Annotated in this window: 24 protein-coding genes and 4 tRNA genes; 6 read left to right on the top strand and 22 right to left on the bottom strand. The window is 67.4% G+C overall.

Annotated elements, in window-relative coordinates:
- Positions 1-32 precede the first annotated feature (32 nt).
- From rpsG to OG966_RS24220, 12 genes are all read right to left on the bottom strand, one after another.
- Positions 33-503 (bottom strand): 30S ribosomal protein S7, encoded by a 471-nt coding sequence (gene rpsG / locus OG966_RS24275; RefSeq protein WP_262006819.1) that lies wholly within the window; start codon positions 501-503, stop codon positions 33-35.
- 2 nt (positions 504-505) lie between these two features.
- Positions 506-877, bottom strand: coding sequence for a 30S ribosomal protein S12 (gene rpsL / locus OG966_RS24270; protein ID WP_003948652.1), 372 nt, complete (start codon positions 875-877; stop codon positions 506-508).
- 485 nt (positions 878-1,362) lie between these two features.
- Entirely contained in the window at positions 1,363-5,277 is a 3,915-nt protein-coding gene (locus OG966_RS24265; RefSeq protein ID WP_326651938.1) for a DNA-directed RNA polymerase subunit beta', read from the bottom strand.
- Between the two features lie 125 nt (positions 5,278-5,402).
- The gene (gene rpoB / locus OG966_RS24260; RefSeq protein WP_326651937.1) at positions 5,403-8,885 is read right to left on the bottom strand and encodes a DNA-directed RNA polymerase subunit beta; all 3,483 of its coding nucleotides are present in this window, start codon (positions 8,883-8,885) and stop codon (positions 5,403-5,405) included.
- Between the two features lie 583 nt (positions 8,886-9,468).
- Positions 9,469-9,852 carry a 50S ribosomal protein L7/L12 gene (gene rplL / locus OG966_RS24255; protein ID WP_326651936.1) on the bottom strand — a complete coding sequence of 128 codons (384 nt, stop codon included), beginning with the start codon at positions 9,850-9,852 and terminating at the stop codon, positions 9,469-9,471.
- A gap of 112 nt (positions 9,853-9,964) precedes the next feature.
- Positions 9,965-10,495, bottom strand: a complete 531-nt coding sequence (rplJ, locus tag OG966_RS24250) for a 50S ribosomal protein L10 (protein WP_326651935.1) — start codon at positions 10,493-10,495, stop codon at positions 9,965-9,967.
- 255 nt (positions 10,496-10,750) lie between these two features.
- Positions 10,751-11,653 (bottom strand): hypothetical protein, encoded by a 903-nt coding sequence (locus tag OG966_RS24245; RefSeq protein ID WP_326651934.1) that lies wholly within the window; start codon positions 11,651-11,653, stop codon positions 10,751-10,753.
- Between the two features lie 145 nt (positions 11,654-11,798).
- A complete protein-coding gene (rplA, locus tag OG966_RS24240; protein WP_326651933.1) occupies positions 11,799-12,521 on the bottom strand; it encodes a 50S ribosomal protein L1 in 723 nt (240 codons plus the stop codon).
- A 79-nt stretch (positions 12,522-12,600) separates the two neighbouring features.
- Positions 12,601-13,035, bottom strand: coding sequence for a 50S ribosomal protein L11 (gene rplK / locus OG966_RS24235; protein WP_307661693.1), 435 nt, complete (start codon positions 13,033-13,035; stop codon positions 12,601-12,603).
- A 175-nt stretch (positions 13,036-13,210) separates the two neighbouring features.
- A complete protein-coding gene (nusG, locus tag OG966_RS24230; RefSeq protein WP_326651932.1) occupies positions 13,211-14,188 on the bottom strand; it encodes a transcription termination/antitermination protein NusG in 978 nt (325 codons plus the stop codon).
- 75 nt (positions 14,189-14,263) lie between these two features.
- Complete coding sequence (secE, locus tag OG966_RS24225) at positions 14,264-14,551, bottom strand: preprotein translocase subunit SecE (RefSeq protein ID WP_326651931.1); 288 nt, start codon at positions 14,549-14,551, stop codon at positions 14,264-14,266.
- A gap of 108 nt (positions 14,552-14,659) precedes the next feature.
- Positions 14,660-14,732 (bottom strand) — tRNA-Trp (locus tag OG966_RS24220).
- Between the two features lie 170 nt (positions 14,733-14,902).
- Here OG966_RS24220 and OG966_RS24215 point away from each other — a divergent pair.
- Together OG966_RS24215 and OG966_RS24210 are read left to right on the top strand one after the other, a co-directional pair.
- A complete protein-coding gene (locus tag OG966_RS24215; protein ID WP_326651930.1) occupies positions 14,903-16,129 on the top strand; it encodes a pyridoxal phosphate-dependent aminotransferase in 1,227 nt (408 codons plus the stop codon).
- A gap of 157 nt (positions 16,130-16,286) precedes the next feature.
- Complete coding sequence (locus OG966_RS24210; RefSeq protein WP_326651929.1) at positions 16,287-17,342, top strand: adenosine deaminase; 1,056 nt, start codon at positions 16,287-16,289, stop codon at positions 17,340-17,342.
- On the opposite strand, the gene OG966_RS24205 is transcribed toward OG966_RS24210, so the two are convergent.
- Positions 17,335-17,928 carry a TetR/AcrR family transcriptional regulator gene (locus tag OG966_RS24205; protein ID WP_326651928.1) on the bottom strand — a complete coding sequence of 198 codons (594 nt, stop codon included), beginning with the start codon at positions 17,926-17,928 and terminating at the stop codon, positions 17,335-17,337. The two genes, OG966_RS24210 and OG966_RS24205, sit on opposite strands and share 8 nt — an antisense overlap.
- Positions 17,929-18,016: 88 nt before the next feature.
- Between OG966_RS24205 and OG966_RS24200 the strand changes: the two genes are divergently transcribed.
- Positions 18,017-18,649 (top strand): NAD(P)-dependent oxidoreductase, encoded by a 633-nt coding sequence (locus OG966_RS24200; RefSeq protein ID WP_326651927.1) that lies wholly within the window; start codon positions 18,017-18,019, stop codon positions 18,647-18,649.
- Between the two features lie 23 nt (positions 18,650-18,672).
- On the opposite strand, the gene OG966_RS24195 is transcribed toward OG966_RS24200, so the two are convergent.
- The 8 genes from OG966_RS24195 to OG966_RS24160 all read right to left on the bottom strand — a co-directional run bounded on the left by OG966_RS24195 (position 18,673) and on the right by OG966_RS24160 (position 23,488).
- Positions 18,673-19,728 (bottom strand): UDP-N-acetylmuramate dehydrogenase, encoded by a 1,056-nt coding sequence (locus OG966_RS24195; RefSeq protein WP_326651926.1) that lies wholly within the window; start codon positions 19,726-19,728, stop codon positions 18,673-18,675.
- Positions 19,729-19,796: 68 nt separating this feature from the next.
- The gene (locus OG966_RS24190) at positions 19,797-21,239 is read right to left on the bottom strand and encodes a DHA2 family efflux MFS transporter permease subunit (protein WP_326651924.1); all 1,443 of its coding nucleotides are present in this window, start codon (positions 21,237-21,239) and stop codon (positions 19,797-19,799) included.
- A 93-nt stretch (positions 21,240-21,332) separates the two neighbouring features.
- Positions 21,333-21,890, bottom strand: coding sequence for a TetR/AcrR family transcriptional regulator (locus OG966_RS24185; RefSeq protein ID WP_326651922.1), 558 nt, complete (start codon positions 21,888-21,890; stop codon positions 21,333-21,335).
- A 155-nt stretch (positions 21,891-22,045) separates the two neighbouring features.
- A complete protein-coding gene (locus OG966_RS24180; RefSeq protein ID WP_326651920.1) occupies positions 22,046-22,474 on the bottom strand; it encodes a MaoC family dehydratase in 429 nt (142 codons plus the stop codon).
- Complete coding sequence (locus OG966_RS24175; protein ID WP_326651919.1) at positions 22,474-22,926, bottom strand: MaoC family dehydratase N-terminal domain-containing protein; 453 nt, start codon at positions 22,924-22,926, stop codon at positions 22,474-22,476. Before OG966_RS24175 ends, OG966_RS24180 begins: the two co-directional genes overlap by 1 nt.
- Positions 22,927-23,042: 116 nt before the next feature.
- Positions 23,043-23,207: a 50S ribosomal protein L33 gene (rpmG, locus tag OG966_RS24170; RefSeq protein ID WP_003956487.1), complete on the bottom strand. Its 165-nt coding sequence runs from the start codon at positions 23,205-23,207 to the stop codon at positions 23,043-23,045.
- 89 nt (positions 23,208-23,296) lie between these two features.
- Positions 23,297-23,369 (bottom strand) — tRNA-Met (locus tag OG966_RS24165).
- Positions 23,370-23,415: 46 nt separating this feature from the next.
- Positions 23,416-23,488: transfer RNA gene (locus OG966_RS24160), tRNA-Thr, on the bottom strand.
- Positions 23,489-23,726: 238 nt separating this feature from the next.
- Between OG966_RS24160 and OG966_RS24155 the strand changes: the two genes are divergently transcribed.
- The 3 genes from OG966_RS24155 (at position 23,727) to OG966_RS24145 (ending at position 25,886) form a co-directional block, all read left to right on the top strand.
- Positions 23,727-24,959, top strand: a complete 1,233-nt coding sequence (locus OG966_RS24155; RefSeq protein ID WP_326651918.1) for an amidohydrolase family protein — start codon at positions 23,727-23,729, stop codon at positions 24,957-24,959.
- A 91-nt stretch (positions 24,960-25,050) separates the two neighbouring features.
- Complete coding sequence (locus OG966_RS24150) at positions 25,051-25,707, top strand: SDR family oxidoreductase (protein WP_326651917.1); 657 nt, start codon at positions 25,051-25,053, stop codon at positions 25,705-25,707.
- A gap of 53 nt (positions 25,708-25,760) precedes the next feature.
- A complete protein-coding gene (locus OG966_RS24145; RefSeq protein WP_326651915.1) occupies positions 25,761-25,886 on the top strand; it encodes a hypothetical protein in 126 nt (41 codons plus the stop codon).
- Positions 25,887-25,948: 62 nt separating this feature from the next.
- Here OG966_RS24145 and OG966_RS24140 read toward each other — a convergent pair.
- Positions 25,949-26,030: transfer RNA gene (locus tag OG966_RS24140), tRNA-Tyr, on the bottom strand.
- Between the last annotated feature and the right edge of the window lie 35 nt (positions 26,031-26,065).

Genomic DNA, 26,065 nt, shown 5'->3' with positions numbered 1-26,065 from the left:
CAATCTTCTCTCGGTCTCGATGTGGGTAGCGACTACCAGCGGTAGTGCGCGAAGGCCTTGTTGGACTCGGCCATCTTGTGCGTGTCCTCACGCTTCTTGACCGCAGCGCCGAGGCCGTTGGAGGCGTCGAGCAGCTCGTTCATGAGGCGTTCGGTCATGGTCTTCTCGCGACGGGCGCGGGAGTAACCCACGACCCAGCGGAGAGCGAGGGTGGAGGCGCGACCGGGCTTGACCTCGATCGGCACCTGGTAAGTGGCGCCACCGACACGGCGGGACTTGACCTCGAGAGACGGCTTGACGTTCTCGAGAGCGCGCTTCAGCGTGATGACCGGGTCAGCGCCGGTCTTCTCGCGGAGGCCTTCCATGGCGCCGTAGACGATCCGCTCGGCAGTGGAACGCTTGCCGTTGAGCAGGATCTTGTTGATCAGCGACGTGACAAGAGGAGAACCGTAGACCGGGTCGATGATGACCGGGCGCTTCGGGGCAGGGCCCTTACGAGGCATTCTTACTTCTCCTTCTTGGCGCCGTAGCGGCTGCGGGCCTGCTTGCGGTTCTTGACACCCTGGGTGTCGAGGGAACCGCGGATGATCTTGTAACGAACACCCGGCAGGTCCTTCACACGGCCACCACGCACGAGCACGATGGAGTGCTCCTGCAGGTTGTGTCCCTCACCCGGAATGTAGGCCGTGACCTCGATGCCGGAGGTCAGACGCACACGCGCGACCTTCCGCAGCGCCGAGTTCGGCTTCTTCGGGGTGGTCGTGAACACACGCGTGCAGACACCACGACGCTGAGGGGAACCCTCGAGCGCGGGCGTCTTGTTCTTCTCGACCTTGTCCTGCCGGCCCTTCCGGACCAGCTGCTGGATCGTAGGCACTACTTCTCCGGTTTCTGTGTGCCGTTAGTGAAGCTAACCTGGAACGTCGCCGACCCACGCGGTCGGGTGTGTCGAATGCTGCAGACTCCCCCGCAAAGGGCAGAGAGCGCAGATCACAGTGGCCATTCTTCGAACTCGCCGTGCGGTTGAGGACACGCACACGAGCCCAGGCACACCCCAGGCACAAGGACAGAGCGTACCTACCGCATCGGCTCCGGTCAAAACAAATGCACACGCGCAGGACACACCAGCCTGCAACATACTTCCCCTCGCTCCGCCGGGGATACCCCAAACCCTCGCTCCGCCGGGGATACCCCAAACCCTCGCTCCGCCGGGGATACCCCCGATCCCTCGCTCCGCCGGGGATACCCCGAACCCTAGCCCCGCTGGGGACACCCAAATCCTCGCTCCGCCGGGGACACGCCAACAGGGCGGCCATCCCGCGAAGGATGACCGCCCTGTGGCGTTGCTACTGGCCTACTGGCCTACTGGTTGTACGGACCGTAGTCGTAGTCCTCCAGCGGAACGGCCTGGCCGGAGCCGGTGCCGAACGGCGAGTAGTCGATGTCGTCGTAGCCGACGGCCGAGTACATCGCGGCCTTGGCCTCCTCGGTGGGCTCCACCCGGATGTTGCGGTAGCGGGACAGGCCCGTACCGGCCGGGATGAGCTTACCGATGATGACGTTCTCCTTGAGGCCGATCAGGGAGTCCGACTTGGCGTTGATCGCCGCGTCGGTCAGAACCCTGGTCGTCTCCTGGAAGGACGCCGCCGACAGCCACGACTCGGTGGCGAGCGAGGCCTTGGTGATACCCATCAGCTGCGGACGGCCGGAGGCCGGGTGGCCGCCTTCCGTGACCACACGACGGTTCTCGGTCTCGAACTTCGAGCGCTCCACGAGCTCGCCGGGCAGCAGCTCGGCATCGCCGGACTCGATGATCGTCACACGGCGCAGCATCTGCCGGATGATGATCTCGATGTGCTTGTCGTGGATCGACACACCCTGCGAGTTGTAGACCTTCTGGACCTCGCCGACCAGGTGGACCTGGACCGCGCGCTGACCGAGGATCCGCAGCACGTCGTGCGGGTTGGTGGCACCCACGGTGAGCTTCTGGCCCACCTCGACGTGGTCGCCCTCACCCACCAGCAGACGGGCGCGCTTCGAGATCGGGAACGGCGTCTCTTCGCTGCCGTCGTCAGGGGTGACAACGAGCTTCTTGGTCTTCTCGGTCTCCTCGATACGGACGCGGCCTGCCGCCTCCGAGATCGGGGCGACACCCTTGGGCGTACGAGCCTCGAAGAGCTCGACGACACGGGGCAGACCCTGGGTGATGTCGTCACCGGCCACACCACCGGTGTGGAAGGTACGCATCGTCAGCTGGGTACCGGGCTCACCGATGGACTGGGCGGCGATGATGCCGACCGCCTCACCGATGTCCACCAGCTTGCCGGTGGCGAGCGAACGGCCGTAGCAGTACGCACAGGTGCCGACCGCGGACTCACAGGTCAGGACCGAGCGGGTCTTGACCTCCTCGACGCCCGCGGCGACGACCGCGTCGATGAGCACATCGCCCAGGTCGACATTGGCCGGCGCGATGACCTTGCCGTCGACGACGACGTCCTCGGCGAGCATGCGGGCGTACACGGACGTCTCGACGTCCTCCGCCTTGCGCAGCACACCGTCGGCGCCGCGCTCGGCGATCCGCAGCTTGAGGCCGCGGTCGGTGCCACAGTCCTCTTCGCGGATGATGACGTCCTGCGAGACGTCCACCAGACGACGGGTCAGGTAACCCGAGTCGGCGGTACGCAGGGCGGTGTCCGCCAGACCCTTACGGGCACCGTGGGTGGAGATGAAGTACTCCAGCACGGTGAGACCCTCACGGAACGACGCCTTGATGGGCCGCGGGATGGTCTCGTTCTTGGCGTTCGACACCAGACCACGCATACCGGCGATCTGACGCATCTGCATCATGTTTCCTCGGGCACCCGAGTCAACCATCATGAAGATGGGGTTCGTCTTCGGGAAGTTCGCGTTCATCGCCTCGGCAACCTCATTGGTCGCCTTGGTCCAGATCGCGATGAGTTCCTGCGTGCGCTCGTCCTTGGTGATCAGACCGCGCTCGTACTGCTTCTGGACCTTCTCGTCCTGCGCCTCGTAGCCCGCGACGATCGCCTTCTTGGCCTCGGGGACCACGACGTCGGAGATGGCCACGGTGACACCGGAACGGGTCGCCCAGTAGAAGCCGGCCGCCTTCAGGTTGTCGAGCGTCGCCGCCACGATGACCTTGGGATAGCGCTCGGCGAGGTCGTTGACGATCTCGGAGAGCTGCTTCTTGCCCACCGAGTAGTCGACGAACGGGTAGTCCTCGGGCAGCAGCTCGTTGAAGAGCGCGCGGCCCAGGCTCGTACGCAGCCGGAAGCTGTCACCCTGCTGCCACTCGCCCGCGGCGGAGCTGCTGGTGTCGCCCTCTTCCTGCGGCGGGGTCCAGCCGCGCGGCGGGATGGTGCCCACCGGGAAGCGGATGTCGACCTTCGCCTGGAGCGAGAGCTCGCGGGCGTCGAATGCCATGATCGCCTCGGCCGTGGAACCGAAGGACCGGCCCTCGCCGATGACCTTGCGCTCTTCCTCGTCGGTCGTGAGGAAGAACAGGCCCAGCACCATGTCCTGGGTCGGCATGGTGACCGGACGGCCGTCGGCCGGCTTCAGGATGTTGTTCGAGGACAGCATCAGGATGCGGGCCTCGGCCTGCGCCTCCGCGGAGAGCGGCAGGTGCACGGCCATCTGGTCACCGTCGAAGTCCGCGTTGAACGCGGTGCAGACGAGCGGGTGGATCTGGATGGCCTTGCCCTCGACCAGCTGCGGCTCGAAGGCCTGGATGCCGAGGCGGTGCAGCGTAGGAGCACGGTTCAGCAGAACCGGGTGCTCGGCGATGACCTCTTCGAGGACGTCGTACACGACCGTGCGGCCGCGCTCGACCATCCGCTTCGCCGACTTGATGTTCTGCGCGTGGTTGAGGTCGACCAGGCGCTTCATCACGAACGGCTTGAAGAGCTCCAGCGCCATGGCCTTCGGCAGACCGCACTGGTGCAGCTTGAGCTGCGGGCCGACGACGATGACGGAACGGGCCGAGTAGTCGACTCGCTTGCCGAGCAGGTTCTGACGGAAACGCCCCTGCTTGCCCTTCAGCATGTCGCTGAGGGACTTCAGCGGGCGGTTACCGGGACCGGTCACCGGGCGACCGCGGCGGCCGTTGTCGAACAGCGCGTCGACAGCCTCCTGCAGCATCCGCTTCTCGTTGTTCACGATGATCTCGGGGGCACCGAGGTCAAGGAGACGCTTGAGACGGTTGTTGCGGTTGATCACACGGCGGTACAGGTCGTTCAGGTCGGAGGTCGCGAAGCGGCCACCGTCCAGCTGCACCATCGGACGCAGGTCCGGCGGGATGACCGGCACGCAGTCCAGCACCATGCCCTTGGGGCTGTTGCTGGTCTGCAGGAACGCGGAGACGACCTTGAGGCGCTTGAGCGCACGGGTCTTCTTCTGGCCCTTGCCGGTACGGATGATCTCGCGGAGACGCTCGGCCTCCTCCTCGAGGTCGAAGGACTCCAGGCGCTTCTGCAGCGCCGCGGCACCCATCGAGCCGTCGAAGTACGTGCCGAAGCGGTCACGCAGCTCGCGGTAGAGCAGCTCGTCGCCCTCGAGGTCCTGGACCTTGAGGTTCTTGAAGCGGCTCCACACCTCGTCGAGACGGTCGATCTCGCGCTGCGCACGGTCACGCAGCTGCTTCATCTCACGCTCGGCGCCCTCGCGCACCTTGCGGCGCACATCGGCCTTGGCACCCTCGGCCTCGAGCTCGGCCAGGTCGGTCTCGAGCTTCTTGGCGCGGGCCTCGAGGTCGGCGTCACGGCGGTTCTCGACCTGCTGGCGCTCGACGGAGACATGGGCCTCCAGCGAGGGCAGATCGCGCGTCCGGCGCTCCTCGTCCACGAACGTGATCATGTAAGCGGCGAAGTAGATGACCTTCTCAAGGTCCTTCGGCGCAAGGTCGAGCAGGTAGCCGAGGCGCGACGGGACGCCCTTGAAGTACCAGATATGGGTAACAGGCGCGGCCAGCTCAATGTGGCCCATCCGCTCACGGCGCACCTTGGCGCGGGTGACCTCGACGCCACAGCGCTCACAGATGATGCCCTTGAAGCGGACACGCTTGTACTTACCGCAGTAGCACTCCCAGTCCCGGGTCGGACCGAAGATCTTCTCGCAGAAGAGTCCGTCCTTCTCGGGCTTGAGCGTGCGGTAGTTGATGGTCTCCGGCTTCTTGACCTCGCCGTGGGACCACTGTCGGATGTCGTCCGCGGTCGCAAGGCCGATCCGCAGCTCGTCGAAGAAGTTGACGTCGAGCACTATGCGTCAATCCCTCTCAGGGGTTCGTGCCCCTCGCTGTAAGGCGAGATATCGGGCGCTAAATCATGGTCTGTACGGGTCCGGGGCAGGGTCGGGACCTCACGAGGACGTCCCGACCAGACCCGTCAGACCTCTTCGACGCTGCTCGGCTCACGCCGGGACAGGTCGATACCGAGCTCTTCCGCAGCGCGGAAGACGTCCTCGTCCGTGTCGCGCATCTCGATGGACATGCCGTCCGAGGACAGCACCTCCACGTTGAGGCAGAGCGACTGCATTTCCTTGATGAGCACCTTGAAGGACTCGGGAATGCCGGGCTCGGGGATGTTCTCGCCCTTGACGATGGCCTCGTAGACCTTCACGCGGCCGGTGACGTCGTCGGACTTGATGGTCAGAAGCTCCTGGAGGGCGTAAGCGGCGCCGTAAGCCTCCAGCGCCCACACCTCCATCTCACCGAATCGCTGGCCACCGAACTGGGCCTTACCGCCCAGCGGCTGCTGGGTGATCATCGAGTACGGGCCGGTCGAGCGGGCGTGCAGCTTGTCGTCGACCAGGTGGTGGAGCTTGAGGATGTACATGTACCCGATCGAGATCGGGTCCGGGAACGGCTCACCGGAGCGGCCGTCGAACAGGTTGGCCTTGCCGGACGGCTGCACCATCCGGTTGCCGTCGCGGTTCGGGATCGTGGACTCGAAGAGACCGGAGATCTCGTCCTCGCGGGCGCCGTCGAAGACCGGCGTTGCGACGTTGGTGCCACCGGCGACCTCATCGGCGCCGATCGCCTTCAGCCGCTCCATCCACTCCTCGTTGCCCTCGACCTTCCAGCCCTGGCTGGCGAGCCAGCCGAGGTGGATCTCGAGGACCTGTCCCGGGTTCATTCGGGACGGGACACCCAGCGGGTTGAGGATGATGTCGACCGGGGTGCCGTCCTCCAGGAACGGCATGTCCTCGATCGGCAGGATCTTCGAGATGACGCCCTTGTTGCCGTGACGGCCGGCGAGCTTGTCACCATCGGTGATCTTGCGCTTCTGCGCGACGTACACGCGAACCAGCTGGTTCACGCCCGGCGGCAGCTCGTCGCCCTCCTCGCGGTCGAAGACGCGGACGCCGATGATCTTGCCGGTCTCGCCGTGCGGCACCTTCAGCGAGGTGTCACGGACCTCACGCGCCTTCTCACCGAAGATCGCGCGGAGCAGTCGCTCCTCCGGGGTCAGCTCGGTCTCGCCCTTGGGCGTGACCTTGCCGACCAGGATGTCGCCGGCGACGACCTCGGCACCGATACGGATGATGCCGCGCTCGTCGAGGTCGGCGAGGACCTCCTCGGAGACGTTCGGGATGTCCCGGGTGATCTCCTCCGGGCCGAGCTTGGTGTCACGGGCGTCGACCTCGTGCTCCTCGATGTGGATCGAGGAGAGGACGTCGTCCTGCACGAGGCGCTGCGACAGGATGATCGCGTCCTCGTAGTTGTGACCCTCCCACGGCATGAAGGCGACCAGCAGGTTCTTGCCGAGCGCCATCTCACCCTGCTGGGTGGCCGGACCGTCGGCGAGGACCTGGCCCTCGACCACCCGGGCGCCCTCGTCCACGACAACCTTCTGGTTGACCGAGGTGCCCTGGTTGGAGCGGGAGAACTTCGCGATGCGGTACGTGGTGTACGTGCCGTCGTCGTTGGCGACGGTGATGTAGTCCGCGGAGACCTCCTGGACAACACCTTCCTTCTCCGCCTTGATGACGTCGCCGGCGTCGACCGCACAGCGGTACTCCATGCCGGTGCCGACCAGCGGCGCCTCGGACGTGATCAGCGGCACGGCCTGGCGCATCATGTTCGCGCCCATGAGGGCACGGTTGGCGTCGTCGTGCTCGAGGAACGGGATCATGGCGGTCGCGACCGACACCATCTGGCGCGGCGAGACGTCCATGTAGTCCACGTCGGAACCCGGGACGTAGTCGACCTCGCCGCCACGGCGGCGGACCAGGACACGGGCTTCGGCGAAGCGCATGTCGTCGGTCAGCGCGGCGTTGGCCTGCGCGATGACGAACCGGTCTTCCTCGTCGGCGGTCAGGTAGTCGACCTCGTCGGTCACCTGGTCGTCGACGACCTTGCGGTACGGCGTCTCGACGAAGCCGAACGCGTTGACCCGGCCGTAGGAGGCGAGCGAGCCGATCAGACCGATGTTCGGGCCTTCAGGGGTCTCGATCGGGCACATGCGGCCGTAGTGGGACGGGTGCACGTCACGGACCTCGAAGCCGGCCCGCTCACGGGAGAGACCACCCGGGCCGAGCGCCGACAGACGGCGCTTGTGGGTGAGACCCGACAGCGGGTTGTTCTGGTCCATGAACTGCGACAGCTGGCTGGTGCCGAAGAACTCCTTGATGGAGGCGACGACCGGCCGGATGTTGATCAGGGTCTGCGGCGTGATCGCCTCGACGTCCTGGGTCGTCATGCGCTCACGCACGACGCGCTCCATACGAGCCAGACCCGTACGGACCTGGTTCTGGATGAGCTCGCCGACGTTACGCAGACGACGGTTGCCGAAGTGGTCGATGTCGTCGGTCTCGACGACGATCTGGGTGCCGCTCTCGCCTACCGTCTCGGTCTCACCGGCGTGCAGCTTGACCAGGTACTTGATGGTCGCGATGACGTCGTCGGTGGTGAGCACGCCGGCGTCCAGCGGCTCATCCGCGCCGAGCTTCTTGTTCACCTTGTAGCGGCCGACCTTGGCGAGGTCGTAGCGCTTCGGGTTGAAGTAGAGGTTCTCGAGCAGCGTCTGAGCGGCCTCGCGTGTCGGGGGCTCGCCCGGACGCAGCTTGCGGTAGATGTCGAGCAGCGCGTCGTCCTGGCCCTGGGTGTGGTCCTTCTCCAGGGTGGCGCGCATGGACTCGTACTCGCCGAACTCCTCGAGGATCTGCTCGGTGGTCCAACCGAGAGCCTTGAGAAGGACGGTCACGGACTGCTTGCGCTTGCGGTCGATGCGGACACCGACCATGTCGCGCTTGTCGATCTCCATCTCGAGCCAGGCACCCCGGGACGGGATGATCTTGGCCGTGAAGATGTCCTTGTCGGACGTCTTGTCGATGTTGGAGTCGAAGTAGACACCCGGCGAGCGGACCAGCTGGGACACCACGACACGCTCGGTGCCGTTGATGACGAAGGTGCCCTTGTTGGTCATGAGCGGGAAGTCGCCCATGAAGACCGTCTGGGACTTGATCTCGCCGGTCTCGTTGTTGGTGAACTCGGCTGTGACGAAGAGCGGGGCAGCGTACGTGAAGTCGCGCTCCTTGCACTCGTCGATGGAGTTCTTCGGAGGCTCGAAGCGGTGGTCGCGGAAAGTAAGCGACATCGACCCGGAGAAGTCCTCGATCGGCGAGATCTCCTCGAAGATCTCTTCAAGACCGGACTTGGTGGGGACATCTTGTCCGCTGTCCAGAGCCGCCTCGACTCGAGCCTTCCAAGCGGCGTTCCCGAGCAGCCAGTCAAAGCTCTCGGTCTGCAGCGCGAGGAGGTTCGGAACCTCGAGGGGCTCCTTGATCTTTGCAAAGGAGATGCGCAGCGGGGCGGTGCTGGCGCCGTTGTTCGTATTCGCGGTCGAGGCGTTGCGCGAGGCGGCCAAGAGGGGGTCCTTCCGAGGGCTCGGACTCACTACGCGCGTACCGGTCCCATGCTGGGCACGGAGATAGAAATCCCAGTTCAGGGATGATTCAATCAACGGTGCTCGTGCGTGGGGATGCCCCTGGTGACGGGCAGGGGGCAGTTAACAGGCAGCGCAAAGGGTCAGTGTAGCCACTTGGCACACTGATGTCCAGTGCGGGTTTTCGAGACCCTCGTTGTTCTCAACTCCGCGGCAAGCCCTCGCGCCATGTGGCGCACATCGATACTGCCCGTTCGGTCGTCGATCCATGCCTCGGATCCGGATCGTTGTGACGACGCGTCCTGAGAATTGCGCGCTGCGTGCGGTTCGTCAAGGCCCCCCCACTCAAACTGGCTGCTGGGATCGTCACTGACCAGCGTCAGGGGCGCACGGCGAAGATCACGATACCCACACAAAACGGAAATGCACGGCAAGCCTCGCGGGAACGCCGAAGGGCGACCACCCAGATGGGTGATCGCCCTTCGCTGTGCCCCTTGCGGTCCCTCAGCGGAACCGGCTGTTGCCGGTATATGCGCCTGTCGGCGCGCGGCAGGGACTCAGAAGGTCACTTGACCTCGACGGAGGCGCCGGCGGCCTTGAGGGACTCGGCAGCCTTCTCAGCGGCCTCCTTGGCGACCTTCTCGAGGACCGGCTTCGGGGTGCCGTCGACGAGGTCCTTGGCCTCCTTCAGGCCCAGGGAGGTCAGCTCGCGCACGACCTTGATCACCTGGATCTTCTTCTCGCCGGCGCCGGTGAGGATGACGTCGAACTCGTCCTGCTCGGCCTCGGCCTCGACCGGGGCGGCAGCGGCGCCACCAGCGGCAACGGCGACCGGGGCAGCGGCGGTGACGTCGAACTTCTCCTCGAAGGCCTTCACGAACTCAGAGAGCTCGATGAGGGTCATCTCCTCGAACTGCGCAAGCAGGTCGTCCTGGGTGAGCTTCGCCATGATGGCGGTCCTTCCACTAATTCGGCAGGTGCCGGATGTATATGTCGGCGGGCGTACAGCGGCCCGCTGCGACCGGCCGCGTTATGCGGCGACGGTCAATGCGCGAGCCGAATTACTCGGCACCGCCCTGCTCGGCCTTCTTGGCACGAAGCGCCTCCGCGGTGCGGACGAACTTCGAGGGAAGCGCCTGGAAGAGCGCGGCAGCCTGGGACTGCTTGCCCTTCATGGCGCCCGCCAGCTTGGCGAGCAGAACCTCGCGGGACTCGAGGTCCGCAAGCTTCTTGATCTCATCGGCGGACAGCGCCTTACCGTCAAGGACACCGCCCTTGATGATGAGGTTGGGGTTGTCCTTGGCGAAGTCACGAAGACCCTTCGCCGACTCCACCGGGTCACCGGTGACGAAGGCAACCGCTGTCGGACCGTTGAACAGGTCGTCGAGCGTGTTGATCCCGGCCTCGTTGGCCGCAATCTTGGTCAGCGTGTTCTTCACCACGGCGTACTGGGCGTTCTCACCGAGCGAACGGCGCAGCTGCTTGAGCTGAGCCACGGTGAGACCCCGGTACTCGGTCAGCACGGCGGCGTTCGAGCTGCGGAACTGGTCCGCGAGCTCGGCTACCGCGGCAGCCTTGTCGGGCCTTGCCATAGAGCGTCGGCCTCCTTCCGGGTGATGAGGACCGCTCAGAAGGGGCTGAACAAAACGAAACGCCCCGGCGCAGGCGCACGGGGCGTAGCTCAACCGGAGTGAATCCGGGAACTGTCCACAGTCACCTGCGCAGGACGTCCGCAGTCAGCGGATCCTTCGGTCACTGCACCCTCTTGCGAGGACACAGCAACGACCAGCGGTCTTTGGCTTCTGTGGAAGAGTACGCGAAGGGTTCCGCGCCAGGCAAATCGGCGCTTACGAGGCCCCCGCCTGCCGCTTCATGAGCTTGGTGAAGTCCACGGTGTCGGAGGCCGGCGGAGCCTCGGCCGAGGCCGCGGTGCCGTAGTCGGAGTAGAAGACCGTCGAGTTGAACGCGCCGGTCTTCAGCTGACCGCTTTCGGACTTCTTCACCAGCAGATCGTTCTTGTCGACCCAGATGTCGACCTTCTCGGTCGTGACGCCTGCCTTGCTGAGCTGCTCCTTGAAGGCGCTCAGCTTGTCGGGGCTGAGCGCGGTGGTCTTCTCCGTCAGCTTCGCGACGTCGACCGTGCCGGAGTAGTGCGTGGCCAACACGCCCCGCACCTTCTCTTCGCCCACCTTCTTCACATCGCCCGAGGCGAGCAGAGCCTTCACTCCCTTGTCCGGAGTGGCGTTCTGCATCTGGTCCTTCATGACATCGCCGGAGGCGCCCATCAGCTTGGACAGATCGGCGTAGCCGTACCGGATCCAGTGCTTGCCGCCGGTCTGCGCGGCGAGGGCGTCGCCCAGGTTCGCGTAGTACGCATCGCTCAGGTAGCGGGCCTTCACGGCCCCGTCGCCACCTGCCTGCTTCATGGCGTCCGCCATGGTGCCGCCGGTGTACCGCATATCCATGGTGCCGGTCACGCCGTCGGCCCAGTCCAGGGCACCACTCATCGTCGTGGACATGGCAGAGCCCATCACCATCGTGCCGTCGACCTTGGCGGAGCTGGCTCCTTCGGTCTTCTTCTCGGCGGCGCGCAGCGCGGCGATCGGGCTGACCGCGGCCACGCCCCCGCTCCCGGCCTTCTTCCCGCCTCCGCCGCCGTTGCTGCTGCCGCCCTGGCAGCCCGCGGCTCCGGCGATCACGGCGACCGCCGCCAGCGAGACGGCCGCGCGCCTGAATCCGGACGTGCTCATAGAACCCCACCCCTTGTTTCTCAGCGAACTCCCAGCACCGTAACGCAGCCCTACGACAGCGCGTACGAATAAAGCCGGTCCCCGCACCTCGGTGAGAGGTGCGGGGACCGGCTTCGTTACGCGAGACCCGCGGCTGCCGTCAGATTCAGACGGAAGCCGGGTCCTCCTCGACGAGGAGGTTGCGGGTGCGGTTGGAGTCCAGCGGGATGCCGGGGCCCATCGTCGTGGCCAGGGTCGCCTTCTTGATGTAGCGGCCCTTCGCGGCGGACGGCTTCAGACGGAGGATCTCCTCCAGCGCCGCGGCGTAGTTCTCGACCAGCTTCGTCTCGTCGAAGGAGACCTTGCCGATGATGAAGTGCAGGTTCGAGTGCTTGTCGACGCGGAACTCGATCTTGCCGCCCTTGATGTCGTTGACAGCCTTGGTGACATCGGGGGTGACGGTGCCGGTCTTCGGGTTCGGCATCAGACCACGCGGACCGAGCACGCGGCCGAGGCGGCCGACCTTGCCCATGAGGTCCGGGGTGGCGACGACGGCGTCGAAGTCCAGACGGCCCTTCGCAACCTCGTCGATCAGTTCGTCGGAGCCGACGATGTCGGCGCCCGCGGCTTCCGCCGCCGCAGCACGGTCACCGGTCGCGAAGACCAGGACCCGGGCGGTCTTGCCGGTGCCGTGCGGAAGGTTGACGGTGCCACGGACCATCTGGTCGGCCTTGCGCGGGTCAACGCCCAGGCGGAAGGCGACCTCGACGGTGCCGTCGAACTTGGTGCCTGCGGTGTCCTTGGCGAGACGGACAGCCTCGAGCGGGGCGTAGTTGCGCTCCCGGTCGATCTTGGCGTCCGCAGCGCGGAGAGTCTTGCTGCGCTTCACTTCTGCTCCTGTGGTTTCGAGTGTGGAGTCGTGGTGCGGACCAGCGCGGGCCCTACCACTGAGGTCTACGGGGAGCTGATCAGCCCTCGACCGTGATGCCCATGGAACGGGCGGTGCCGGCGATGATCTTCGACGCGGCGTCCAGGTCGTTGGCGTTCAGGTCGGGCATCTTGACCGTGGCGATCTCGCGGACCTGGGCGCCGGTGAGCTTGGCAACCTTGGTCTTGTGCGGCTCGCCGGAGCCCTTGTCCACACCCGCGGCCTTGAGGATCAGCTTGGCGGCCGGCGGAGTCTTGGTGATGAAGGTGAAGGAGCGGTCCTCGTAGACCGTGATCTCCACCGGCACGACCATGCCACGCTGCGACTCGGTCGCGGCGTTGTAGGCCTTGCAGAACTCCATGATGTTGACGCCGTGCTGACCGAGTGCGGGGCCGACCGGCGGAGCCGGGTTGGCCGCGCCGGCCTGGATCTGGAGCTTGATAAGCCCCGTGACCTTCTTCTTCTTGGGAGGCATTGCTCTCTCCGGGTCCTAGTGAGAGTTTTCAGCGCTCCATCCAGTCGTCCGGACGGAGGCATACCGCACAACGATAACGGGTATAGCTGTGCGGCCAAAAACCGAGCAGGTCAGAGCGGCTGAGAAAGCCGTTCTGACCTGTTCGGAGGCGTATGTTCCAGCGGAACCGGTGGGACTAGTTCTTCTGGATCTGGTCGAAGCTGAGCTCGACCGGGGTCTCGCGGCCGAAGATCTCGACGAGGCCCTTGACCTTCTTCGAGTCGGCGTTGATCTCGTTGATCGTGGCCTGCAGCGTCGCGAACGGGCCGTCGGTGACGGTGACCGAGTCGCCGACCTCGAAGTCCAGCACCTGGACCTCGACCTTGCGGGACGGAGCCGGCTTGCCCTCGGCCTCGGCGGCCTCGCGGGCGGCCTTCTCCTCGGCCTCCGGGGCGAGCATCTTGACGATCTCGTCCAGGGTCAGCGGGTACGGGTCGTAGGCGTTGCCCACGAAGCCGGTGACGCCAGGGGTGTTGCGGACGACGCCCCAGGACTCGTTGGTCAGGTCCATGCGAACGAGCACATAGCCGGGAAGCTTGTTCTGGCGGACGTTCTTGCGCTCGCCGTTCTTGATCTGGACGATCTCTTCCTCGGGCACTTCGGCCTGGTAGATGAAGTCCTCGACGTTCAGCGAGACGGCACGCTGCTCCAGATTCGCCTTCACGCGCTTCTCGTACCCGGCGTACGTGTGGATGACGTACCACTCGCCGGGCAGTCCGCGAAGTTCGTCACGGAGAGCGGTAACCGCGTCGACCGGGGCCTCGGGCTCGGCCGCCTCGGCATCGGCAGCCTCTTCGGCATCGCCGTCGGCCTCGGCAGTCTCTTCGACGTCGACGTCGACGTCGGCCGCGGCGGCCTCGTCCTCTTCCACCTCGGCAAGGGCGGTGGCTTCGCCCTCGACGTGCATCGCGACCCGCTCGGCCGGCTCGCCCACGGCGTCGTCGGCAGCCTCGGCGAGGTCGACCTCGTCGGCCCCTTCGATGATGTCGAGCGCGTCGTCGTCGAGCGCGTCGATGTCGACCGTGTCCGGCGCAGCCTCGGCCGCCTCGGCCGTCGCCGCAGTCTCTTCGCCCTCCACGGGCTCGACGGCGTCGTTCAGGTTCGGGTCAGACACGGTGGCTGCTTCTTCCTGGATACAGATGGGGTGGAACATGCGAAAGAGGCGCCGCTGCCGGCGCCCTCCGCGGGATCAGCCGAAGACGTACTTGACGGCTTCCTGGAACCCATAGTCAATCACGGTCACCAGACCAATCATGACGACTACGAAGACAATCACCACTGTGGTGTACGTGGTCAGCTGGCTGCGGGTGGGCCAGACGACCTTGCGCAGCTCGGCGATGATCTGCCGGTAGAAGAGCGCGAGACGGCCCAGAGGGCCCTTCTTCCCGCGCTTGCCACCCTTGCGGGTCCTCTTCTTCGACTCCGGCGCCTCGTCATCGGCATCAGGCATGTCGATGGAGCCCACGGCGTCCGTCACGATCTTTCACCTGATTCCGGGTCGTGGCCGCGCCGCGCCCGGTGGAGCCGCACGGCGGTTCATTGAATGTACGTACATGCGCACACAACCTGGCGAAGGTGTGTGTAGCAGGGCCGGAGGGACTTGAACCCCCAACCGCTGGTTTTGGAGACCAGTGCTCTACCAATTGAGCTACGACCCTTTGTGGTTTCCCCAACCTACCCCATCCGTAGATGTGGTTGGTGAGGGCCAACGACGAGTGAGTGTACGTGGTTGCAGGCCCGGCGTCGAACAGATAGCTCCTGGCCGGTTCCTGTCCGCTACTCGAAACCCCTGTACCGGGTCCGTTTGCGGTCTGGGACGATGGCCCGTATGAGCGCTGCAACCCCTCCCACCGAGCGCCGGGTCTCCGCCCGCATCGGCGCGATCTCCGAGTCCGCGACCCTCGCCGTCGACGCCAAGGCAAAGGCCCTCAAGGCCGCCGGGCGCCCGGTGATCGGCTTCGGCGCGGGTGAGCCGGACTTCCCGACACCCGACTACATCGTCGAGGCCGCGATCGAGGCCTGCCGCAACCCGAAGTACCACCGCTACACACCGGCCGGCGGGCTCCCCGAGCTCAAGGCCGCCATCGCCGCGAAGACGCTGCGCGACTCCGGCTACGAGGTCGAGGCCTCCCAGATCCTGGTCACCAACGGTGGCAAGCAGGCGATCTACGAGGCGTTCGCGGCGATCCTGGACCCGGGCGACGAGGTCATCGTGCCGGCTCCGTACTGGACGACCTACCCCGAGTCGATCCGCCTCGCGGGCGGTGTACCGATCGACGTCGTGGCCGACGAGACCACCGGTTACCGGGTCTCCGTCGAGCAGCTGGAGGCGGCGCGCACGGAGCGTACGAAGGTCGTTCTCTTCGTCTCGCCCTCGAACCCGACGGGTGCGGTCTACAGCGAGGCCGACGCCGAGGCGATCGGCCGCTGGGCCGCCGAACACGGCCTGTGGGTTCTCACCGACGAGATCTACGAGCACCTGGTCTACGGCGACGCGAAGTTCACCTCGCTCCCCGCGATCGTCCCCGAGCTGCGCGAGAAGTGCATCGTCGTCAACGGTGTCGCCAAGACGTACGCGATGACCGGCTGGCGCGTGGGGTGGATGATCGCCCCCAAGGACGTGATCAAGGCCGCGACCAACCTGCAGTCGCACGCCACGTCGAACGTCTCCAATGTCGCGCAGGTCGCGGCGCTGGCAGCGGTCTCCGGGAACCTGGACGCGGTCGCCGAGATGCGGACCGCCTTCGACCGGCGCCGCCAGACCATCGTGCGGATGCTGAACGAGATCGACGGTGTGCTCTGCCCGACCCCCGAGGGCGCGTTCTACGCGTACCCCTCGGTGAAGGCGCTGCTGGGCAAGGAGATCCGCGGGAAGCGTCCGCAGACCTCGGTCGATCTTGCCGCGCTGATTCTGGACGAGGTCGAGGTGGCAGTGGTCCCCGGCGAGGCATTCGGTACGCCGGGCTATCTGCGGCTTTCGTACGCGCTGGGCGACGAGGACCTGGTCGAGGGTGTCTCGCGGATCCAGAAGCTGCTGGCCGAGGCGCGCGACTGAACCTCCTCCCGTGAGCGGACCGACGGGCTCCCGGCTTCGGCCGGGGGCCCGTTTCCCGTTTCCCTTCCGCGTTCCCCTTCCCGTTTCTTCGTTCGGGCAAGGACCCGATCGGGGAAAGGGGCTGCCGGACGGCGGGCAGGTGCGGCAAGATCCTTCAATGGAGCAAGTTCGTGCCCGCGGCGGAGCCGCTGAAAGAGACCTCAGGCTGCTGCCGAAAGCCCATCTGCATCTGCACTTCACCGGGTCGATGCGGCCCACCACCTTGCTCGAGCTCGCCAACAAGTACGGCGTCCATCTGCCCGATGCCCTGACGAGCGGCGAACCGCCGAAGCTACGGGCGACCGACGAGCGCGGCTGGTTCCGCTTCCAGCGGCTCTACGACATCGCGCGGTCCTGTCTGCGCTCGCCCGAGGACATCCAGCGGCTGGTGCGCGAGGCGGCCGAGGAGGACGTGCGGGACGGCTCGGGATGGCTTGAGATCCAGGTCGACCCGACCTCGTACGCCCCCATGCTGGGCGGGCTGATCCCGGCGCTGGAGGTCATCCTGGACGCGGTGGAGCGCGCCGGACGGGAGACCGGTCTCGGTATGCGGGTGCTGGTCGCCGCCAACCGTATGAAGCATCCGCTGGACGCCCGTACCCTCGCCCGCCTGGCGGTGCGGTACGCGGACCGGGGTGTCGTCGGTTTCGGCCTCTCCAACGACGAACGCCGGGGCATGGCACGGGACTTCGACCGCGCCTTCGCGATCGCCAGGGAGGGCGGTCTGCTGGCGGCGCCGCACGGCGGCGAGCTGACCGGACCCGCCTCGGTACGGGACTGCCTGGACGATCTGCGCGCCTCGCGGATCGGCCACGGTGTACGGGCCGCGGAGGACCCACGGCTGCTGCGGAAGCTGGCCGAGCGGGCGGTGACCTGCGAGGTGTGCCCCTCCTCGAATGTGGCCCTGGGGGTGTACGAGAAGCCGGCGGACGTACCGCTGCGGACGCTGTTCGACGCCGGGGTGCCGATGGCGCTCGGGGCGGACGACCCGCTGCTCTTCGGCTCACGGCTGGCCGCGCAGTACGAGCTGGCGCGCAAGCACCACGGTTTCACCGACACGGAGCTGGCGGAGCTGGCCCGGCAGTCCGTGCGCGGCTCGGCGGCACCGGAGGAGGTCAGGAACAAGCTGCTGTCCGGCATCGACGACTGGCTGACCGCCCCGCCGGTCAGCTGATTCCGCGCAGCAGAGTGCGGGCGATTCCGGCGGCGAACTCGTCGAGCGGCTGCGGAGGCTTTCCGTCGTCGGTCATGTCGTACGCGAAGGCCCGCTGGGCACAGGCACCGAGAAGCAGGGACGCGCCCGCGTAGGTGTCCGCGTCGGCGCGCACCCGGCCGGCATCCTGCTCGGCGCGCAGATAGGCGTCGAGGCCCCGGATCGGCATGTGCGGGCCCGCGCCCAGCTCGCGCAGGGCCGCGTCGTGGCGCTGCTTGAGCCGGGGTTCGGCGTAGAGCGAGGCGGCGATCGGGAAGCTCTGGGCGTAGAAGAGCGCGGCCTCGCGGGCGATCTCCGTGAGGTTCTGCTCGACGGTGCGCCGCGCCGGGTCGGCGGTCAGTCCGTCCAGCAGCGGCGTGAGCCTGGGCAGCCGCTCCCTCAGTACGGTCACGAAGAGCTCCTCCTTGCTCGCGAAGTACTTGTAGAGCGCCGCTTCCGAGCAGCCGGCCGCCTTGGCGATCTCCTTGGTGGTGGCACGGGCGAGGCCGATGGTGAGCAGGAGCTCATGCGCGGCGTCGAGGATCCGGGCGCGGGCCGGCTTCTGCATGGAACCTCCGGCAGGACCTTGACGGGTGAGTAGACACTTACCCACTCTAGGGGTGAGTGAATACTTACCCACCTTGGAGGTGCGGGCCATGAGACTCGCGGTTTTCGGCGCTACCGGCGGCATCGGGCAGGAGATCGTCACGCAGGCACTGGCGGCGGGGCACGAGGTGACCGCGGTGGTGCGCGACCCTGCACGGTTCACGGTCACGGGCCCCGGCCTGCAGGTGTTCCGCGCGGATCTGAAGGAGGGCGAGTCGCTGCGGGAGGCCGTCGCCGGGCGCGACGCGGTGCTCTCCGGTCTCGGCGCACGCAGGCGCGCGGACGCCGGGATCGCGGCGAAGCTGACGCGCTCGGTGCTCTGGGCGATGGAGGCGGAGGGGACACGTCGCCTGCTGGTGGTGAGCGCGGCCCCGCTCGGCCCGGTCCCGGAGCGCCAGCCCCTGCTGGACCGCGCGATTCTGGCGGTCGTCGGCGCGGCACTGAAGGCTGTGTACGACGACCTCCGGAACATGGAGGAGGAGTTGGCACGCAGCGCGACGGACTGGACTTCGGTACGCCCGCCGCGGCTGCTGGACAAGGCGCTGACGGGCTCGTACCGGACGGTCGTCGGCGGCAGTCCGCGCCGCGGCAGGGTGATCGGCAGGGCGGATGTGGCACACGCGATGCTGGCGATGGTCGACGATCCGGCGACGGTGAAGCAGGGAGTCGGGGTCGCGTACTAGTGGCGTACTGAGGGAGTCAGCTCTTACAGGCTGACGCCGACCGTCACCGGCTCATTGACCAGCGTCACGCCGAACGCCTCGCGCACACCCGCCACGACCTCGCGGGCGAGCGCCAGCAGGTCCTCGGTGGTGGCCTCGCCCCGGTTGGTGAGGGCGAGCGTGTGCTTGGTGGAGATCCGCGCGGGCCCGGTGCCGTATCCCTTGGTGAAGCCGGCCTTGTCGATCAGCCAGGCCGCCGAGGTCTTGGTGCGCCCCTCCCCCGCCGGGAAGGCGGGCGGCGCGGTGTCCGGGCCGAGGCGGTCGTGGACGCGTGCCAGAAAGGCCTCGTACGCGGCCTGCTCAAGGATCGGATTGGTGAAGAAGGACCCTGCGGACCAGGTGTCGTGGTCCTCGGGGTCCAGCACCATGCCCTTGCCTGCGCGCAGCTTGAGTACGGTCTCGCGGGCCGCGGCGGCCGGGACGCGGTCGCCGGCCCCGACGCCCAGGGCGCGGGCCGTCTCGGCGTACTTCAGAGGGGCCGACAGTCCGTCCGCGTCCTCCAGCTCGAAGCGGACGCGCAGCACGACGTAGCGCTCGGGGTCCTGCTTGAAGCGGCTGTGGCGGTACGAGAAGGCGCACTCCGCATTCGGGACGGTGACCTTCTCGCCGGCGCGGCGGTCGTAGGCGACGACCTCGGTGATGGTGCGGGAGACTTCCTGACCGTACGCGCCGACGTTCTGGATCGGCGTCGCACCGGCCGAGCCGGGGATACCGGCCAGGCACTCGATGCCGGCGAGCCCTGCTTCGACAGTGCGGGTGACCGCGTCCGTCCAGACCTCACCAGCCGCCAACTCCAGCTTCGTACCGGAGAGTTCGAAGCCCCGCGTGGCGATGCGGAGCGCGGTGCCGTCGAAGCCCTTGTCCCCGATGACCAGATTGCTGCCACCGCCGATGATCAGCAGCGGGATCCCTGCGGCGTCCGCCTCGCGTACGACAGCGACCACCTCGTCGTCGGTGGTGGCCGTGACGAGGCGGGTCGCGGGGCCGCCGAGCCGGAAGGTGGTCAGGGGGGCGAGGGGAGCGTCGTGGAGTTCCTGCACGGGGACAAGGGTACGGTCCGTGCCCCTCCGCTCGGACGGGGCCACGGACCGTATGCGTACTCCGGCCGTCATACGGCGATGGACTCGCGCTCCTCGGCGGCCGGGGACGCCTCCTGGGGACCGGCGTCCGCCGGGCGGCGGCGGCCGGGGATCAGCAGGGCGGTCAGTGCCGCAAGGGCCACCGCTCCCGCGCCTATCCAGAGCGCCGGGACGGTGCCGTCGGTGAAGGCGTCGGCGGACTCGTAGCCGCCCCGGGCCGCGAAGACAGCGCCGAGAACCGCGACACCGAGGGCACCGCCGACCTCACGCAGGGCGTTGTTGGCGCCCGAGGCAATGCCCTGCTCGGCGGGGCGGACGCTGGACATGACCACGCTGGCAGCGGGGGCGAAGTAGAGCGCCATGCCGATACCGCCGAGGATCAGGCCGGGAAGCTGGGCCGCGTACGAGACACCGGGTTCGAGGACCAGGGCGAAGAGCCCGAGGCCGACCGCCTGGAGGGCGAGGCCGGTGGCGACGACCGGGCGGCCGCCGATCTTGTCGGAGAGGTATCCGGCGATCGGCGCGACGATCAGCGGCATTCCGGTCCAGGGGAGCATCCGCAGGCCGGCCTCGGTGGGCGAGTAGCCGGCGACGCCCTGCAGGAACTGGCTGAGCAGGAAGATCGAACCGAACATCCCCAGGAACATCAGCAGGCTCGCGATATTGATCCCGAAGAATGCGCGGTTACGGAAGAGCCGCATGGGGAGCATGGGGTTCTTGTTGTTGAAGCCGTGGTAGACGAAGCCGGCGAGCAGTGCGGCGCCCACGATCAGGCCCGCGAGGACCGGGGTGCTGGACCAGCCGTCGGCGTTGCCGTTGACCAGCGCGTAGACGATGCCGAAGAGGCCGCCGCTGACGAGGAGGGTGCCGGGGACGTCGATCCGGGCGTGCGGGGCGTGCGACTCGTCGAGGCGCAGCCGGGCGAGCGGCAGCAGGGCCAGTCCGATCGGGACGTTCAGCCAGAAGATCCACTGCCACGAGATGTGTTCGGTGAGGCTGCCACCGATGAGGGGGCCGCTGGCGACGGCGAGACCGGTGACGGCGCTGAATATGCCGAGGGCCGCGCCGCGGCGAGCGGCGGGCACGGCCGCCGTGAGCAGGGTCAGGGTGAGCGGCATCATGACCGCGGCGCCGACGCCCTGGACGGCGCGGGCGGCGATGAGGGCGTCGATACCGGGTGCGAGCGCGGCCGCGGCGGAGGCGCCGGTGAAGATCGCGAGGCCGGCGATGAAGAGCTTCCGGCGGCCGAAGCGGTCACCGAGGGCCGCACCGAACATCAGCAGTACGGCGAAGGTGAGGGTGTACGCGCTCACCGTCCATTCGAGGTCCTCCAGCGCACCGCCGAGATCCTTGCGGATGGAGGGGAGTGCGGTGGTGACGACGAGGTTGTCGAGGGCCGCCATGAAGCCGGCGACGCTGGTGATGACAAGGGCCCAGGCGGCGCTGCCGCGGCGGGCTGCTTGCTGGTTCACTGCTCCCCCATAGGGTTAGTTATTGATTACTAACTTTCGCGGACGGGACTCCCCCACCCCCGAAGAGGCAGGACCTTGCGACCGGCTTTGCGACTAGCGCGGAACCCCGATGTCGGACATGTCGAGCCCGGACCACACCCGGTGATCCTCCGGGAAGCCCAGCGCCACCAGGACGTTGATCAGCATTCCGCAACCGAGGAAGTCGGTCACCTCGTTCACGTCCCCGGCGAAGGCGACCTGCGCCTGGTCCCAGATCTCGACCCAGGCTGCCCTGATCCGCTCACCGAACTCGTAGTCCCCCGCCACCTCGGCGGAGGCCACGGCGACATAGGTCTGCATCTGCATCAGCAGCTTGTCCCTGTCCTCGATGAGCCGCATGTACGCCGCCGCCATCGCCTCCAGCGGTGAGCTGTCGGGACGCCGCTCGAGGGCGTCGGCGAATGCCTTCGGGGTCTCCTCCAGGCAGCGGAGTGCGGCCGCGAGGAACAGCTCCCGCTTGTTCTTGAAGAGACGGAAGAGGTACGGCTGCGATACGCCGACCCGCTTGGCGATCGCCTCGGTGGAGGTGCCGTTGTAGCCGCCGCGCGCGAACTCGGTGATCGCGGCGCGGATGACGCTCTCGCGTCGCTCGTCTGCGCTCATCCTGGCCATGCGATTAAGTTAGTGTCCAATCACTAACTAAGTCAAGAGGCAGTCACAACAGCAGACGAGATACGGAGCAGCAGACGAAGTACGGGGCTACGGACGAAGTAAGGGGCACCCGCCACTGCGGGTGCCCCTTACGCGTCTCTACCGGCCTTCGTGCCTCAGGCGAGCCGGACCACGGCCCGGGACATTCCCAGCACCTTCTGCCCGGCACTCATCGCCGTCAGGTCGACGCGCACCCGGTTGTCGTCCAGCTTCACCGCGACCTTGCCGCTGACCTCGATCAGCGCGCCGTTCTCGTCGTTCGGCACGATGACGGGCCTGGTGAAGCGGACGCCGTACTCGACGACCGCGCCCGGGTCGCCGACCCAGTCCGTCACCACCCGGACCGCCTCGGCCATGGTGAACATTCCGTGCGCGATCACATCCGGAAGCCCGACCTCTGTGGCGAACTTCTCGTTCCAGTGGATCGGGTTGAAGTCCCCGGAGGCGCCCGCGTACTGCACCAGTGTGGCGCGCGTCACGGGAAAGTTCTGCGCCGGCAGCTCGGTGCCGACCTCGACGTCCGCGTAAGAGATCTTCGCCGTCATCACGCCTCCTCGGCGCCGCGCGCCACCAGCTTGGTCCACGCGGTCACGACATGCTCGCCCGACTCGTCGCGCACCTCACCGCGGATATCCACGATGTCGTTGCCGGCAAGGGACTTGATGGCCTCGATGGTCGAGGTGACCGTCAGCCGGTCCCCGGCCCGCACCGGCCGCGTGTACGCGAACTTCTGGTCGCCGTGCACCACGCGGCTGTAGTCCAGTCCCAAGTGCGGATCCTGGATAACCTGTTCCGCAGCCTTGAAAGTGATCGCGAAGGCGAAAGTCGGCGGAGCGATCACATCGGCGTGGCCGAGCGCCTTGGCGGCCTCCTGGTCGGTGTACGCGGGGTTGGTGTCACCCACCGCCTCGGCGAACTCCCGGATCTTTTCCCGGCCGACCTCGTAAGGCGGGGTGGGCGGATAGGTCCGCCCCACGAAGGACTGGTCGAGCGCCATGGACTGGCTCCCTCCTGATGGATTGACCCTGCTGGATTGACCACAACAGCTGGATTGACCACAACAAACGACACGAGGCCGCCCCCAGTGGGGACGGCCTCGTATACGAGCCTGATTCAGCGCGTTTCGCGGTGCGCCGTGTGCGAGTTGCAGCGCGGGCAGTGCTTCTTCATCTCAAGACGGTCCGGGTTGTTGCGCCGGTTCTTCTTGGTGATGTAGTTCCGCTCCTTGCACTCCACGCAGGCCAGCGTGATCTTCGGGCGGACGTCGGTGGCAGCCACGTGAGTGCTCCTTGGACGGACTAATGAACGGATGAACGCATAAAAGAGTAGCCGATCGGAGGACCGACCCCACAATCGGCTACTGTCTGTAGCGGTGACCGGACTTGAACCGGTGACACAGCGATTATGAGCCGCTTGCTCTACCGACTGAGCTACACCGCTGCGATACCGGATCACCTCACCCGAAGGTGAGGATCTCCGACATCAGAGCCCCAATACGGAATCGAACCGTAGACCTTCTCCTTACCATGGAGACGCTCTACCGACTGAGCTATTGGGGCGAGCGATGAAGACATTACACGGTCGGTCGCCGATCGCCCAAATCCGTTTCGTGGCCCGCTGCCCGGCGCCCGGCCCGGCTTCCGCCCCGCCTGTCCCGTACGCCACTGGTGGCCACATCGGTACGACTATTGCGCTCCTCCGCGAAGCGCGCTCCGAGCGCCCCTAGGCTCGTCTCACGCTGCGTGATCCTGCCCTTCGTCACGCCGCCCGAGCCCCACCGCCCCACGCAGGAGCGCGATGCCCGACAGCCAGCCGCAGCCCCCCGACGGCGCCACCGCGGACACCACTGTGCTGCTCCTGTGCGGCGCCCGGCTCACGGACGGCCGCACCGTCGACGTACGGCTCAGTGGCGGACGTATCGAGGCGGTCGGCACCGCGGGCAGTCTCACCCCGCACTCCGCCCGCGTGGACCTGCGAGGCTATTTGCTGCTGCCCGCACCGGCCGAGCCGCACGCCCATGGCGACACCGCGCTCACTGCCGACTCCCCCGGCCCCGTCTCGTACGACACCGAAGACGTTCAGCGGCGGGCCACCGAGGCCGCGCTGCTGCAGCTCGGACACGGGGCGACGGCGCTGCGCTCGCACGTACGGATCGGAGATGTGCAGGGTCTCGGCCCGCTCGAGGCGGTGCTTCAGGCGCGACGCTCGCTGCGCGGTCTGGCGGATCTGACGGCCGTCGCAGTGCCCGGGCTGCTCACGGGCGTCGCCGGGGCGGACGGTCTGGCGATACTGCGCGACGCGGTGAAGATGGGCGCCGGGGTGGTGGGCGGCTGTCCGGACGCCGATCCCGATCCGACCGGGTACGCGGAAGCGGTGCTGGAGGTCGCCGCCGAGCACGGCTGCCCCGTCGACCTGCATACCCACGGCGACGATCCGGCCCGGCTCGCACGGCTGGTGGCAATGGCGGGCGGGCTGCGGCCCGGAGTGGTGATCGGGCCGTGCGCGGGGCTCGCCCGGCTGCCGCGCGAGTCGGCGTCCAGGGTCGCCGACCAGCTCGCGGCGGCCGGCGTGACGGTGGTCTGCGTGCCTCAGGGCGGCTGCGCGGCCGTAGAACACCGGGGCAACGCACCGGTGCGGCTGCTGCGCGCGGCCGGAGTGCGGGTCGCGGCGGGCAGCGGGGCGCTGCGGGACGTCTCGAACCCGGTGGGCCGCGGGGATCCGCTCGAGGCCGCGTACCTGCTGGCCTCGCAGGGCAGGATGCGGGCCAAGGACGCGTACGGGGCCGTGGCCGGGTCCGCCCGGGAGGCGATGGGGCTGCCCGAGGTGCGGGTGGAGGCCGGTTTCCCGGCGGAGCTGCTGGCGGTGCGCGGCGAGCGGATCTCGGGCGTGCTGTCGCTCGCGTACAGCCGGATCGTCATTCACCGCGGGCGGGTGGTGGCCCGTACCAGCGCGGTGCGTGAGTACTGCGACTCGGCGGTCGCCGTCGCGCTCGAACTGCCGCGGCAGGGGCGGCCGGATACCGGTCCCTGAGCCGCGACCACGCCCCGGAACGACCGGCCGGTGCGCGGAGAGCACTCCGGTCCCTGAGCGAGCACCGCGCTTGGGACGTACCGTCGTAGTCATGCGCATTGTCATCGCTGGAGGACATGGTCAGATCGCGCTCCGTCTTGAGCGGCTGCTCTCGACGCGCGGACACGAGGTCGCGGGCATCATCCGCAAGCCGGAACAGGGCGACGACCTACGGGCAGCGGGGGCCGAACCGGTCCTCCTGGACCTGGAGTCGGCCTCGGTCGAGGAGGTCGCGGCGGTGCTGCAGGGCGCCGACGCAGCGGTGTTCGCGGCGGGCGCGGGCCCGGGCAGCGGCATCGTCCGCAAGGAGACGGTCGACCAGGGCGCCGCGATGCTCTTCGTGGACGCGGCGGAACGGGCAGGCGTAAGGCGGTTCCTTGTTGTGTCGTCGATGGGCGCGGACGCACAGCACCCGGGCGACACGGAGTTCGACGCCTATCTTCGGGCGAAGGGAGCCGCAGACGCTTACGTACGGTGCAAGTCCGGGCTCGAGTGGACGATTCTGCGGCCGGGCACCCTGACGAACGACGCGGGCACCGGTCTCGTACAGCTGAAAGCCTCGACGGGCCGCGGGACAGTGCCGCGTGACGATGTGGCAGCGGTGCTCGCGGAGCTCGTGGAGTCGCCGGCAACGGCCGGGCTGACGCTGGAACTGATCAGCGGCTCGGTGCCCGTCGCCGTCGCTGTCAAGGACGTCGCCGGAAACTGAGCGGCTGGGGGCTGTCCCGACGAATTTCCGGCCCCCGCACGGTCCTTGACGTCATGACCCGGTTCTTCCGCTTCAACGCCATCGGCATCGGCATCGGCATCTGCATGCACGGGATGTCGGAGGTCGAAGCGGCGGAAGAGGTTCGGGACTCCCGAGCCGGACCGCTGCTTCCTGCTTGATCCCGTACATGACGATGGCCCCCGATCCGCGTTTCCGCAGATCAGGGGCCATCGTCATCACGTGGCGGCGCCAGGATTCGAACCTGGGTAGGCAGAGCCGACGGATTTACAGTCCGTTCCCATTGGCCACTCGGGCACACCGCCATGGGATGTCGCCCGGATTGTCACCCGCTGTGGGG

This window comes from Streptomyces sp. NBC_01750 (assembly GCF_035918095.1).
Classification (GTDB): Bacteria; Actinomycetota; Actinomycetes; order Streptomycetales; family Streptomycetaceae; genus Streptomyces.
Note: the sequence above shows the minus strand (reverse complement) of the source record. Positions and strands in the feature narration are given on the sequence as shown.